General features: G+C 65.8%; 12 protein-coding genes. 3 read left to right on the top strand and 9 right to left on the bottom strand.

Going from position 1 to position 12,122, the window contains the following annotated elements; all coding sequences use genetic code 11:
* Positions 1–18: 18 nt before the first annotated feature.
* From tssE to ACUY1T_RS09495, 6 genes are all read right to left on the bottom strand, one after another.
* Entirely contained in the window at positions 19–450 is a 432-nt protein-coding gene (tssE, locus tag ACUY1T_RS09520; RefSeq protein WP_446022180.1) for a type VI secretion system baseplate subunit TssE, read from the bottom strand.
* A 15-nt stretch (positions 451–465) separates the two neighbouring features.
* Positions 466–1,947 (bottom strand): type VI secretion system contractile sheath large subunit, encoded by a 1,482-nt coding sequence (gene tssC / locus ACUY1T_RS09515; RefSeq protein ID WP_446022178.1) that lies wholly within the window; start codon positions 1,945–1,947, stop codon positions 466–468.
* Between the two features lie 82 nt (positions 1,948–2,029).
* The gene (tssB, locus tag ACUY1T_RS09510) at positions 2,030–2,539 is read right to left on the bottom strand and encodes a type VI secretion system contractile sheath small subunit (protein WP_446022176.1); all 510 of its coding nucleotides are present in this window, start codon (positions 2,537–2,539) and stop codon (positions 2,030–2,032) included.
* A gap of 502 nt (positions 2,540–3,041) precedes the next feature.
* Complete coding sequence (gene dxs / locus ACUY1T_RS09505) at positions 3,042–4,964, bottom strand: 1-deoxy-D-xylulose-5-phosphate synthase (protein WP_446022174.1); 1,923 nt, start codon at positions 4,962–4,964, stop codon at positions 3,042–3,044.
* A gap of 36 nt (positions 4,965–5,000) precedes the next feature.
* On the bottom strand, positions 5,001–5,885 hold the full coding sequence (ispA, locus tag ACUY1T_RS09500; RefSeq protein ID WP_446022172.1) for a (2E,6E)-farnesyl diphosphate synthase: 885 nt from the start codon (positions 5,883–5,885) through the stop codon (positions 5,001–5,003).
* Complete coding sequence (locus ACUY1T_RS09495; protein ID WP_446022170.1) at positions 5,875–6,171, bottom strand: exodeoxyribonuclease VII small subunit; 297 nt, start codon at positions 6,169–6,171, stop codon at positions 5,875–5,877. The genes ispA and ACUY1T_RS09495 overlap by 11 nt, the downstream gene beginning before the upstream one ends.
* Positions 6,172–6,383: 212 nt before the next feature.
* Here ACUY1T_RS09495 and serA point away from each other — a divergent pair, with 212 nt between their 5' ends.
* Positions 6,384–7,634: a phosphoglycerate dehydrogenase gene (serA, locus tag ACUY1T_RS09490; RefSeq protein WP_446022168.1), complete on the top strand. Its 1,251-nt coding sequence runs from the start codon at positions 6,384–6,386 to the stop codon at positions 7,632–7,634.
* Between the two features lie 107 nt (positions 7,635–7,741).
* Here the strand turns inward: serA and ACUY1T_RS09485 are convergent, their stop codons facing one another.
* The gene (locus ACUY1T_RS09485) at positions 7,742–8,080 is read right to left on the bottom strand and encodes a hypothetical protein (RefSeq protein WP_446022167.1); all 339 of its coding nucleotides are present in this window, start codon (positions 8,078–8,080) and stop codon (positions 7,742–7,744) included.
* A gap of 75 nt (positions 8,081–8,155) precedes the next feature.
* Positions 8,156–8,893 (bottom strand): maleate cis-trans isomerase family protein, encoded by a 738-nt coding sequence (locus tag ACUY1T_RS09480; RefSeq protein WP_446022165.1) that lies wholly within the window; start codon positions 8,891–8,893, stop codon positions 8,156–8,158.
* Positions 8,894–9,041: 148 nt separating this feature from the next.
* On the opposite strand from ACUY1T_RS09480, the gene ACUY1T_RS09475 reads away from it, so the two are divergent.
* The gene (locus ACUY1T_RS09475; RefSeq protein ID WP_446022163.1) at positions 9,042–9,962 is read left to right on the top strand and encodes a DMT family transporter; all 921 of its coding nucleotides are present in this window, start codon (positions 9,042–9,044) and stop codon (positions 9,960–9,962) included.
* Here the strand turns inward: ACUY1T_RS09475 and ACUY1T_RS09470 are convergent.
* Positions 9,959–11,197, bottom strand: a complete 1,239-nt coding sequence (locus ACUY1T_RS09470; protein ID WP_446022162.1) for an amino acid deaminase — start codon at positions 11,195–11,197, stop codon at positions 9,959–9,961. The two genes, ACUY1T_RS09475 and ACUY1T_RS09470, sit on opposite strands and share 4 nt — an antisense overlap.
* 120 nt (positions 11,198–11,317) lie before the next feature.
* Here ACUY1T_RS09470 and ACUY1T_RS09465 point away from each other — a divergent pair, with 120 nt between their 5' ends.
* The gene (locus tag ACUY1T_RS09465; RefSeq protein WP_446022161.1) at positions 11,318–12,109 is read left to right on the top strand and encodes an enoyl-CoA hydratase; all 792 of its coding nucleotides are present in this window, start codon (positions 11,318–11,320) and stop codon (positions 12,107–12,109) included.
* The last annotated feature ends 13 nt before the right edge of the window (positions 12,110–12,122 follow it).

Here is a 12,122-nt window from a genome sequence, read left to right as displayed (position 1 = left end):
CCCTGAGTGCCTAGGTGCTCAGTTCAAGCACTGGTAGCGTTTGTCGTTGAGCAGCAGATCGATGGTGGCCTGGCCGTGGTCGCGGCCGAGATCCACCGTGGCATGCACCTGGAAACGCAGCTGCAGCGGGTCGCTGCCGCGCGGCAGCGACTCCACTTCCACCTGCTGCACCCGCGGCTCGAAGCGTTCGATGCATTGGCGAATGGCACGCTGGATGTTGCGCTCCAGATCGAGCACGCCGATGGTCGCGTCGTTGAAATCGAGCAGTCCCAGCTCCGGGGCACACTCGCTGTGCCCCGGGTGGCTGTTGAGCAGGTCGACCAGGTGGCGCTTGATGGACTCGACGATTCCGGCAAGGCTGGCCTCGGCGAGGACTTCCTCCGACCGCCCGGGCGTTGCCAGGCGCTCGAACAGCCGGTTGCCGAGCACGCCGCCACGGTGAAGCGTCATGGCCGCATCCTCCCCTTACTCCTTGTCCAGGCGACCCACCAGCGACAGCTCGAAGTTGGCGCCCATGTACTTGAAGTGCGGGCGCACGGCCAGCGACACCTGGTACCAGCCCGGATCGCCCTCGACATCGGAAACCTGGATCGAGGCGGCCCGCAGCGGACGGCGGCTGCGCACCTCGGCCGGCGGGTTCTCCTGGTCGGCGACGTACTGGCGGATCCACACGTTGAGCTCGCGCTCGAGATCCTGGCGCTCCTTCCAGGAACCGATCTGCTCGCGCTGCAGCACCTTGATGTAGTGGGCCAGGCGATTGACGATGAACATGTAGGGCAACTGGGTGCCGAGCTTGTAGTTGGTCTCGGCAGCCTTGCCCTCGGGCGTGTTGGGGAAGACCTTGGGCTTCTGCACCGAGTTGGCGGAGAAGAAGGCAGCGTTGTCGCTACCCTTGCGCATGGTCAGCGAGATGAAGCCCTCTTCGGACATCTCGAACTCGCGACGGTCGGTGACCAGCACCTCGGTGGGAATCTTGGCCTGCAGCTGACCCAGCGCCTCGTAGGTATGCACCGGCAGGTTTTCCACCGCACCACCGCTCTGCGGCCCGATGATGTTGGGGCACCAGCGGTACTTGGCGAAGCTGTCGGTGAGACGCTCGGCGAGCAGGTAGGCGGTGTTGCCCCACAGATAGTGCTCGTGGTCCTCGCTGACCGTTTCGCGGTAGTGGAAGGTCTTGACCGGGTTCTCCACCGGATCGTAGGGCATACGCAGCAGGAAGCGCGGTGCCGTCAGGCCCAGGTAGCGGGCATCCTCGGACTCGCGCAGGCTGCGCCAGCGGGCGTACTTGGGCCCTTCGAAGATGGCCTTGAAGTCCTTGATGTTGGGCAGCTCCTGGAAGCTGTCGATGCCGAAGAAGCTCGGCGCCACCGAGGACAGGAACGGCGCGTGGGCCATGGCACCCACCGCGGCGGTGAACTGCAGCAGCTTGATGTCGGGGGTCGAGGGCGAGAAGTCGTAGTTGCCGATGATGGCACCCACCGGCTCGCCGCCGAACTGGCCGTACTCGGTCGCGTAGACGTGCTGGTAGAGCCCGCTCTGGCTAAGCTCGGGGGCGAACTCGAAGTCCTCGAGCAGCTCTTCCTTGGTGGCGTGGAGCAGGTCGAGCTTGATGTTCTGGCGGAAGTCGGTGCGATCGACCAGCAGCTTGAGGCCGCGCCAGGCCGATTCGATCTGCTGGAAGCCGCGGTCGTGGAGGATCTCGTCGACCTGGCTGCCGATCTTGCGGTCGAGCTCGACGATCATGCGGTCGACCACCGCCTTGTTGACCTGCGGGGTGTCGTCCTTGCTCTGCAACAGCTCGGCGATGAAAGCGGCCACACCCTGCTTGGCGATGTCGTAGCCTTCTTCGGTCGGCGCCATGCGGGTCTGCGCCATCACCTGATCGAGAAGCGATCCCTCGGCCTGGGCCTCGATGGCCTGCCCCTGCGTTTGTGCCATTTCGCTCATTGTACGTGCCTCGAATCCTTTGCCTGCCTGGCGTGCGCCGCGCTATGGCTCGGCGCGCCCGGGTGCGTTGTCGATGGATGCGTCAGTCGCGGGAGTCGTCCCGGGAGTCCAGCAGTTCGAGTTCGGCGAGCAGCTGGGCGCGTGCCTCCTCGCTCTCCATCAGCTTCTGCAGGCGGTCGCGGAAGTTCGGCACGTTGCCCAGCGGCCCCTTGAGCGCGACCAGCGCCTCGCGCAGCTCGACCAGCTTCTGCAACTCCGGCACCTGGCGCGCCACGCTGTCGGGGGTGAAGTCATCAAGCGACTTGAACTCGAGGTTCACCGCCAGGTCGCCGGCGTCCTCGCCCTCCTCGAGGCGATTGGGCACGCTGGCCGTCAGCCCGAGGCCGGCTTCACGCATCACCGACTGGAAGTTGTTCTTGTCTACCGAGACCTTTTCCCGCGACTCGATCGGCGTGGCCTCGGCGCCGCCCTTGAAGTCGCCTACCACCAGCAGCTTGAGCGGTAGTTCGGTTTCCGCCTGCTGGTCGCCGGTGGCCGGCACGTACTTGATGTTGATGCGCTCTTTCGGCGCAACGGTTCCTTCCTTCGCCATGTTGAAGCTCCCTGGTGAGCCGCCTTGTTTGGAATCGTGTTGCTGGGTCGGCAACGCCCCACGAGCCGGCCGCATCGGCCCGGCGTCATGCAGGCAGATGCAGTAGTCGGTCAAAATGAGAAACGTTACCCCTTGCTCGTGAGGCGAGAGGGTAAACAGGCGGCGCGCGCGTGCCAAACGGCACCTTGGCGCCCATGACGGTTACAAAGGCATAACGCGATGCCGCATTGGCTTACACGATTCCGCTGCCAACAGCGAAGCGGTGCGGGTCCAATCCTTGATGCAGGCTCTGGACGACACGCGAGGTCGCCAATGTCTTACAAGTCGTGTAGGAAATTAGCTACAACAATATAAGAGATATAGGGCAAGCTGATGCGCCAATCACCTCGGCCAGGCGCCATACTGGAGGCGCTGAAAGAGTGAGAAACGTCAGGGAGGGAGACTGAGAAAACTCGGCCGGGCAGATGCCCGGCCGAAGAAGAGACAGCAAGCGAGGCGAGTTTCAGCCGAGGCGGGCGCGTATCGCCGCTTCGATACCAGCGGCGTCCAGGCCGCACTCTGCCAGCAGTTCGGCGGGCTTGCCATGCTCGACGAAGGCGTCGGGCAGGCCCAGGTTGAGCAGGGCGACCTGCACGCCTTCGGCGGCGAGCAGTTCACTGACACCGCTGCCGGCGCCTCCTGCTACCACGTTCTCCTCGAGGGTGACCAGCAGCTCATGCTCGGCCGCAGCCGCCATGATCGCCTCGCGGTCGAGCGGCTTGACCGAGCGCATGTTGAGATGGGTGGCATCGAGGCTTTCGGCTACCACGGCCGCCGGGGTATTCAAGCTGCCGAAGGCGAGCAGGGCCACTCGCCGTCCCGCCTCGGCGCCACTCCTGCGACGCAGCTGGGCCTTGCCGATCTCCAGCGGTTCGAGGTGGGTGGGGATCTCCACGCCCGGTCCGGTGCCGCGGGGGTAGCGCACCGCGGCGGGGCCGGGATAGTGGTAGGCGGCGCTGAGCATGGCGCGACACTCGGCCTCGTCGGCCGGGGCCAGGATCACCATGCCGGGCACGCAGCGCAGGTAGGAGAGATCCATGCTGCCGTGGTGGGTGGGGCCATCCTCACCCACCAGGCCGGCACGATCGAGGGCGAAGGTCACATCGAGTTCCTGCACCGCCACGTCGTGAATCAGCTGGTCGTAGCCGCGCTGCAGGAAGGTGGAGTAGATCGCCACCACCGGCTTCATCGCCTCGCAGGCCATGCCGGCAGCCAGCGTCACCGCATGCTGCTCGGCAATGGCCACGTCGTAATAACGCTCGGGATACTCTTTTGAGAAGCGGATCAGGTCGGAGCCTTCACGCATCGCCGGAGTAATGCCGATCAGCCGCTCGTCCACCGCAGCCATGTCGCACAGCCACTGGCCGAACACATTGCAATACTTGGGTGCCTTCCTGACGGGGGTGGCGGGTGCGCTGGGCGGCGCGGCGCCGTTCTTCTCCAGCTCATTCTTTTCCAGCTTGGTGATGGCGTGATAGCCAATGGGATCGGCCTCGGCGGGCAGGAAGCCACGCCCCTTGCGCGTCTTCACGTGCAGGAACTGCGGGCCGTCCAGGTCGCGTATGTTGCGCAGGGTCTGGATCAGCGTGGGCAGGTCGTGGCCGTCGAGGGGGCCGATGTAGTTGAAGCCCATCTCCTCGAACAGCGTGGCCGGGCTGACCATGCCCTTCATATGCTCCTCGGTGCGGCGCGCCAGCTCCAGCGCGCCCGGCAGGTGCGACAGCACCCGCTTGCCCTCCTCGCGGAAGGCGAGATAGGGCTTGCTGGAAAGGATTCCCGCCAGGTAGCTGGCGATGCCGCCGACGTTCTCGGAGATCGACATCTCGTTGTCGTTGAGCACCACCAACAGGTTGGCATCGACGTGGCCGGCATGGGCCAGCGCCTCGAAGGCCATGCCCGCCGTCAGCGCGCCGTCGCCGATCACCGCGCAGACCCGGCGCTTGTCGCCCCGGGTGGCACTGGCCAGGGCCATGCCCAGCGCCGCCGAGATCGAGGTACTGGAGTGGCCCACGCCGAAGGTGTCGTAGGGCGACTCGGCGCGCCGCGGGAAGGCCGCCAGGCCACCGTACTGGCGGATGCTGGGCATCGCCTCGCGCCGGCCGGTGAGAATCTTGTGCGGGTAGGCCTGGTGGCCGACGTCCCACACCAGCCGGTCGTGGGGCGTCTCCAGCGCGTGGTGCAGGGCCACGGTGAGTTCCACCACGCCCAGGCCGGCGCCGAAATGGCCGCCGCTGCGGCCCACGCTGTAGAGCAGGTAGGCGCGCAGCTCGTCGGCCACCTGCAGCAGTTGGGCGCCGGTCATGGCCCGCAGTGCCGCTGGCGTGTCCAGCGAATCGAGCAGCGGGGTCACCGGGCGCTCGACTGGTATTACGTCGTAGAGCTTCATGTGCGATTCGGTCGTCCTGGCTGTCATGCCATGTGGCTAGTGGTCGCGCTCGATCATGTAGCGGGCCAGCTGTGCAAGCGGACCGCCCGCCTCGCCCAGCGGCGCCAGTGCCGCCAGTGCCTCCTCGGTCAGCTCGCTGGCCCTGCGGCGGGCGCCTTCCAGCCCCAGCAGGGCAGGATAGGTGGGCTTGTCGCGCGCGGCGTCGGCACCCGACGTCTTGCCCAGGGTCTGGGTGTCGCCGGTGACGTCGAGGACGTCGTCGTGAATCTGAAAGGCCAGGCCGAGCGCCTCGGCGTAATGCTCCAGCGCCGCGACACGAGGATCTCGCTCCTCTACCGCCGTCAGTGCTCCCATGCGAACCGCTGCGCGAATCAGCGCACCGGTCTTGTGGGCATGCATGGTGGCCAGGGCCTCCACGTCAGGGTGGCCGCCAACGGCCGCCAGGTCCAGCGCCTGCCCCCCTACCATGCCGTCCCGCCCGGCTGCCGTGGCCAGGGTGAGGATCAGCGCCGGCAGCCGCGGGTGGGCGGCACGGGCAAGCACTTCGAAGGCCAGCGTGTGCAGTGCATCGCCGGCGAGTATCGCCGTGGCTTCGTCATAGGCACGGTGCACCGTGGGCTGGCCACGGCGCAGGTCGTCGTCGTCCATGGCCGGCAGGTCGTCGTGCACCAGCGAGTAGGCGTGGATCAGTTCGACGGCGGCGGCCGGCGCGTCGAGCGCCTCATCATTGGCCCCCAGTGCCCGCCCGGCCAGGTAGACCAGCAGCGGCCGCAGGCGCTTGCCGCCCACCAGCAGGCCGTGGCGCATGGCCTCTTCCAGACGTGGCGCCGCTGGCCGGCGCTGCTCGAAGGCTCGGGCCAGGAAGGCATCGACGCGCGCCCGGTCGGCGGCCAGGAGAACCGCGAACGAGTCAGTCTTCACCGTCGTCCTCCGCTGCCGGGGCATCGAAGGGTGCGAAGTCGATACTGCCATCGGGGCGTTCGATCAAGGTGCGCACCCGCAACTCGGCCTCGTCGAGGCGACGCTGGGCTTCGCGGGTCAGGCGCACGCCCTGCTCGAACGCGGCGAGCGAGCCTTCCAGCGACAGCTCGCCGGACTCCAGCCGCTCCACCAGCCGTTCCAGTCGTTCCACGGTAGTAGCGAAGTCGACTTCGACGTCCTCGCCCGCCGCCATCTCGCTCGCCGTTTGCTTGTCACGCTCGGCCATGACACCTCTAGCTCGTCGCCGCTGTTTTCAGGAGGCACAGTATACACGCACTGCCCTATACGCACTGCCCCGGGGGCGTCTGTCTGCGCCGCTCAACGTGCAGCGCGCTCATCTTCGCGACGCAGCATTTTCATCTTCGCGCGTAGCGCTTGTGTTAACATGAGCGCCCTGTTTTCCAGCACGCGGCGCACCAAGAAGGGGTTGATTCGATCATGGCCAAAACGTCCCTGGACAAGAGCAAGATCAAGATCCTGCTGCTCGAGGGCGTCCACCAGAGCGCGGTGGACAATTTCCTGAATGCCGGTTACACCAACATCGAGCACCTGCCCACCTCGCTCGACGAAGAGTCGCTGATCGAGAAGATCCGCGACGTGCACTTCCTCGGTATCCGCTCGCGCACCCAGCTCAATGAGCGGGTCTTCGCCGCCGCCGAGAAGCTCAACGCCGTGGGCTGCTTCTGCATCGGCACCAATCAGGTCGACCTGAAGGCAGCGCTCTCGCGCGGTATCCCGGTGTTCAATGCGCCCTACTCCAACACCCGCTCGGTGGCGGAACTGGTGCTGGCCGAGGCGATCATGCTGCTGCGCGGCATCCCCGAGAAGAACGCTCGCGCCCATCAGGGCGGCTGGCTGAAGAGCGCCAAGAACTCCCACGAGGCCCGCGGCAAGACGCTGGGCATCGTCGGCTACGGCAACATCGGTGCTCAGCTCTCGGTGCTGGCTGAGTCGCTCGGCTTCAACGTCATCTTCTACGACGTCGTGACCAAGCTCGGCATGGGCAACGCCAACCAGGTGGCGAGCCTCGAGGAACTCCTGGCCCGCGCCGACGTGGTCAGCCTGCACGTGCCGGAGCTGCCCTCCACCAAGTGGATGATCGGCAAGGACCAGTTGGCACTGATGAAGCCCAGCGGCATCCTGATCAACGCTTCCCGTGGCAGCGTGGTCGTGATCGAGGAGCTGGCCGCCGCGCTCGAGGCCGGCCGCCTCTACGGTGCCGCCATCGACGTCTTCCCGGTGGAGCCCAAGGGCAACGACGAGGAGTTCGTCAGCCCGCTGCGCGGGATTCCCAACGTGATCCTCACGCCGCACGTCGGCGGCTCCACCCTCGAGGCCCAGGAGAACATCGGCATCGAGGTCTCCGAGAAGATGATCACCTATTCCGACAACGGCACCACCGTTACCTCGGTCAACTTCCCCGAAGTGGCGCTGCCGGCCCACCCGGACAAGCATCGCGTATTGCACATCCACGACAACGTGCCGGGCGTGCTCTCCGAGATCAACCGGGTATTGTCCGAGAACGGCATCAACATTTCCGGTCAGTACCTGCAGACCAACGAGAAGGTCGGCTACGTGGTCATCGACGTGGACAAGGCCTACGGCCCCCAGGCCCTCGAGGCACTGCGCAAGGTCGAGCACACCCTGCGCGTGCGGGTGCTCTACTCCGAGACCAATTTCGAGGGATAAACGCTTCATTACGCATCGAGCCGCCGCACCACCACCAGGAGCGGCGGCTTTCGTTTGGCGGTAGCTCTCCATCAGCAACAATCTTTGCGGGTCGAGCCTGCAGGCGTTCAGAGGCTCTGGATATCGATCACATACCCGACGATCGGATAGCCGGCTTTCCTGGCGGCCTTCTCGGCTTCCAACTGGGCTTCCAGCTTGGAAATGCTGGTGGAGCGGTGCTCGAATACGGTGTCGGCTTCCAGCTTGCGCGTCCTCACGGCGAGCCGGACCAGGTGCCCGGTCTTGTAGGACTGGGCCGGCTTGTCGCCAGCCGGCTCCGAGTGCTTTTTCCCGGAGCGTTTTTCGCCAGGCAGCACAGGGGCTGGAGAAGGCTCGTGGCCGGGCTTCAGAAAGGCGTCGATCTCGCGCTTGACGCTCTGCTCGAACTCACTCAGTTCGTCGCTCATTCGTCCTCCAATGACAGAGATTCCCACCCCGTTCGGAACATAGCAAAACTCCTCGTTTATCTTGCTTAACCCAAGTTATGTTACTTCGCTCAATACCTGCAGGTAGCGAGCCGGGCCGCCACTGCGCTGCAACAGTCTCAGCCCCGCCCATAGACTCACCTGGTTGGCCGTCAGCACCGGGCGCCCGGCCTCGCGGTTCATCGCTTCTACCAGCTCGAGGGTATTGATGGCGGTATCGGGCACCAGGATCGGACTATCCGATTCATGCCTCCTGGCGAAGTCACGCACGGCCGCGACGATATCGAGCCGGTGAGAATCCGCCGCGTAGGGACAGTCCAGCACTCGAACGTTTTCTGCTGTCACGCCACTGTCGCGCAGGAACCGTACCAGTTGCTCGGTGACTTCCGGTGGATAGGGGCTCAACAGGTCGACCCGGCGATAGCGCAAGGCCGACAGGGCATCGCGAAACGCCAGCGCGGTGCTGGTGACGGGAACCTCCAGCCACCGCGAGAGTTCGCGCGACTGGGCCAGGGACCATTCCAGCCCACCGATGAAACTGCCACTGGTACAGGCCCACACCACGGCCTGGGCGCCGTTGTCCTTGATCAGCTCCTCACCCACCGCCGCCAGGCGATCGGTAGCGCCGAGGGCCATCAGGGCAGTGTGTTCATGGTGGCCGTCGCTGAGTATCTTTCCCACCGCGATGGCGGGCAGCGCCTCGCCGATGCCGGGACGCTCGTCCAGTTCGTACCATTCATAATCGGGGGGACCATCCTCAGGCAGCAGGATACCCAGACACTGTGTGTTTTGCATCGGTACCTCTCGTCGGTCAATGCCTCATGGCATGTATGGCTGAGATATTTCAACCGGGATCGGCAGCCTCGACGATTCGACGCGATAGTTCTTGTTATGCTAATGATTAATTTCCAAAGCATCCCGCATCGTACCAGGGAAGACCCGCATGCCGACTGCCGCCGCCTACCTGATCGTAGTGCTGGTGTGGGCCACCACGCCACTGGCCATCAAATGGAGCGCCGAGGCCGGCGCGCCGGTGGGCAGCGTGATGTTGCGCATGCTGATTGCCTTCCTGGCGGGGATGGTAGTGCTGCTGCTGATGCGCCGGCGTCTACGCCGGGACACCCGTGCCATGAAAAGCTATGCCGCTGCGGTTCCCGGGGTGTTTGGCGCCATGGCATTGAGCTATCACGCCTCGATGACGCTGCCTTCCGGCATGATGTCGGTGATCTTCGGCATGGCGCCGCTGATCTCGGGCCTCATCCTGCAGCTGCTGCCCGGTGCCGTGAAGCTGCGCCGCTGGCACTGGTTCGGCTGCACGCTCGGCGTGGCAGGCCTGGCCGTGGTATTCGCTGACAGCCTGGTGCTGGGCAGCGACCAGTTGCCGGCTCTGCTGATGATGCTGCTCGCCGTGACCCTGTTCAGCGGCAGCGGCATCACGGTGCAACGCGTGGCGGCAGGCCTCGGCCCGCTGGAGCAGACGCTTGGCGCACTGGGCCTGAGCCTGCCGTGCTTCTTCATCCTGTGGCTGATCAGCGGTGAACCCATGGCGGTGCCGCTGAGCGCTCGCGGGCTGTGGTCGGTCCTCTACCTGGCGCTGTTCGGTTCGCTGCTGGGCTTCCTCTGCTACTTCCTGATCCTTTCGCGGCTTACTGCCGCTACCGTGGCGCTGGTCACGCTGATCACCCCGATACTGGCGCTGGGCCTCGGCATGACGCTCAACCAGGAGCAGCCTTCCTCCTCGATGCTGGCAGGCGCCGTGCTGATCCTGGTAGCGCTGGGGGCTTACCTGTTCGGCGACAGGCTGGCGCGGCTCAAGGCCGCCCGCGAGCGGACGGCCGAACTCGAGCGCTCCCCCCTGGACTAGAAGCAGGTCTGCATCACCTCGACCACCTCGAGCCGCTCGTCGACGCGGCAGATCCGCCGCCACTTGTCGAAGGTCAGGCAAGGGTGGGAAGCGCCGAAGGCGACGATATCGCCCACTCGTACCCGGCCATTGCCGTTGCCGGGCTCATCCTCATCCGTGGGAAGGCTGACGAAAGCGTGCTGGTCCATCAGCTTGGTCACGCGCCAGCCCTCCACCGGCAGCGAACGACCTCGCTCGTCGCCCTCCCGATAGCGCCTCAGCGGCTCGGGCAACTGGTCGTGACCGATGTCGCGCTTGCCCATGCCGATGATGGCAAGCCCCGGCTCGGGCAGCGATATCACCTGGGCGAAGATCTCGAGCGCCGGCTTCAGCCCGCGCTCGATCTGGGGCTGTCGGCCCAGAAGCTCGCGCTGGGCCTGGCGATAGATGCCATGGTCGTGCACCACGTAGCAGCCGGGGCGCAGCACCGGCACGAACCGGGCGCCCAGCCGTGCCTCGCTGAACACCCCGGCGATCAGGTCGTACCAGGCCGAGCCGGACGCCGTGATGAGCGGCTGCGGCGTCTCGATCAGGGCGTCGCGCTCCAGCGCCTGGGCCGCCTCGACCAGTTGCCAGGCATAGGCGCGCACGGCTCGCTCGGGATCGCTGCCGTACACCACGCCTTCGTAGCCCTCCAACCCGGACAATACCAGCGCCTGTTCGCTGTCGACGCGCTCGGCCAGCGCCATCACTTCATCGGTATCGCGGCAGCCGCAGCGTCCACCCGGCATCCCGAGCTCGATCAATACCTTGAGACGCAGGCCACGGGCGGTGAAATAGTGTGCCAGTTGCTCGACGTTGGCGATGCTGTCGACCACGCAGTAGAAATCGGCGCCGCCCTCGATCAGTCCCGCGACGATTGCCATGTTGGCCTCGCCGACGAGCTGGTTGGCCATCAGCAGGCGATGGACACCGTGGCTGAAGGCCGCACGGCACTGGGGAGCGGTGGCCAGGGTGATGCCCCAGGCGCCGGCGGCGAGCTGGCGCCGGAACAGCTCGGGGCACATGGTGGTCTTGCCGTGAGGGGCCAGGCGTGCGCCATGGGCTTCGCAGAAGCGCTGCATCCAAGCCAGGTTGTGCGCCAGCGCCGGCTCGTGGATCACTGCGGCAGGCAGGCTGACGTCGGCCAACAGCCGGCTGCCCGTCTGCGGCATGCCTTTATGCAGGTCTTCGTGGTCAGGGCTCGAATCGTTCATGCTTCGCTCTCGCTGGGTGAACTCCAGGCAGTGGGCCACACCGTCTTTGGTCGCAGGGCTGACGAAAAACGTGCACGACAGGCTAGGCTGGTGGCGGGCACGTTTCTACAGGATACGACAATGACGACAACCGTCGACGAGCGCCCGGTGATTCGTCGCGACCAACGCGGCGTTGCCACCCTCACGCTGAACCGGCCGCGTCAGTTCAATGCGCTCTCGGAAGAGGTACTCAAGGCGCTGGGTAGCGAGTTCGCCCGCCTGGCCAACGATGACTCGGTGCACTGCGTGGTCATCGCCGCCGAGGGACGCGCCTTCTGCGCCGGGCACGATCTCAAGGAGATGCGCGCCAACCCCGACAAGGCCTATTACCAGGAGCTTTTCGCCCGCTGCGGCGAGGTGATGCAGCGCATCGTCAACCTGCCGGTGCCGGTGATTGCCAGGGTCCAGGGCCTGGCCACTGCCGCCGGCTGCCAGTTGGTGGCCAGCTGCGACCTGGCGGTGGCGGCCAGGTCGGCACGCTTCGCGGTGTCGGGCATCAACGTCGGGCTGTTCTGCTCGACCCCCGCCGTGGCGCTGTCGCGAAGCATCGGTCGCAAGCGCGCCATGGAGATGCTGTTCACCGGCGAGTTCATCGACGCCGACCAGGCACTCGAGTGGGGCCTGATCAATCGCGTGGCCGACGACGAGGCGCTGGACGAGACGCTCGCGGAGCTTACCGCCAGCCTCTGCGCCAAGAGCCGCGTGGCGCTGCGTACCGGCAAGGCGATGTTCCAGCGCCAGCTGCAGATGCCGCTGAACGAAGCCTACGCCTTCGCCGGCGAAAGCATGGCCTGCAACATGCTGGCCGAGGACGTGGCCGAGGGCATCGACGCCTTTGTCGACAAGCGGCCGCCCCAGTGGCGTCACCGCTAAGGGAAAGACTGCA

Source organism: Billgrantia sp. Q4P2, from assembly GCF_052806135.1.
Note: the sequence above shows the minus strand (reverse complement) of the source record. Positions and strands in the feature narration are given on the sequence as shown.

Excerpts from the sequence above, each read along its gene's own strand:
- tssE (WP_446022180.1), bottom strand. The coding sequence starts at position 450 with ATGACGCTTCACCGTGGCGGCGTGCTCGGCAACCGGCTGTTCGAGCGC.
- tssC (WP_446022178.1), bottom strand. The coding sequence starts at position 1,947 with ATGAGCGAAATGGCACAAACGCAGGGGCAGGCCATCGAGGCCCAGGCC.
- tssB (WP_446022176.1), bottom strand. The coding sequence starts at position 2,539 with ATGGCGAAGGAAGGAACCGTTGCGCCGAAAGAGCGCATCAACATCAAG.
- dxs (WP_446022174.1), bottom strand. The coding sequence starts at position 4,964 with ATGAAGCTCTACGACGTAATACCAGTCGAGCGCCCGGTGACCCCGCTG.
- ACUY1T_RS09495 (WP_446022170.1), bottom strand. The coding sequence starts at position 6,171 with ATGGCCGAGCGTGACAAGCAAACGGCGAGCGAGATGGCGGCGGGCGAG.
- serA (WP_446022168.1), top strand. The coding sequence starts at position 6,384 with ATGGCCAAAACGTCCCTGGACAAGAGCAAGATCAAGATCCTGCTGCTC.
- ACUY1T_RS09485 (WP_446022167.1), bottom strand. The coding sequence starts at position 8,080 with ATGAGCGACGAACTGAGTGAGTTCGAGCAGAGCGTCAAGCGCGAGATC.
- ACUY1T_RS09480 (WP_446022165.1), bottom strand. The coding sequence starts at position 8,893 with ATGCAAAACACACAGTGTCTGGGTATCCTGCTGCCTGAGGATGGTCCC.
- ACUY1T_RS09475 (WP_446022163.1), top strand. The coding sequence starts at position 9,042 with ATGCCGACTGCCGCCGCCTACCTGATCGTAGTGCTGGTGTGGGCCACC.
- ACUY1T_RS09470 (WP_446022162.1), bottom strand. The coding sequence starts at position 11,197 with ATGAACGATTCGAGCCCTGACCACGAAGACCTGCATAAAGGCATGCCG.
- ACUY1T_RS09465 (WP_446022161.1), top strand. The coding sequence starts at position 11,318 with ATGACGACAACCGTCGACGAGCGCCCGGTGATTCGTCGCGACCAACGC.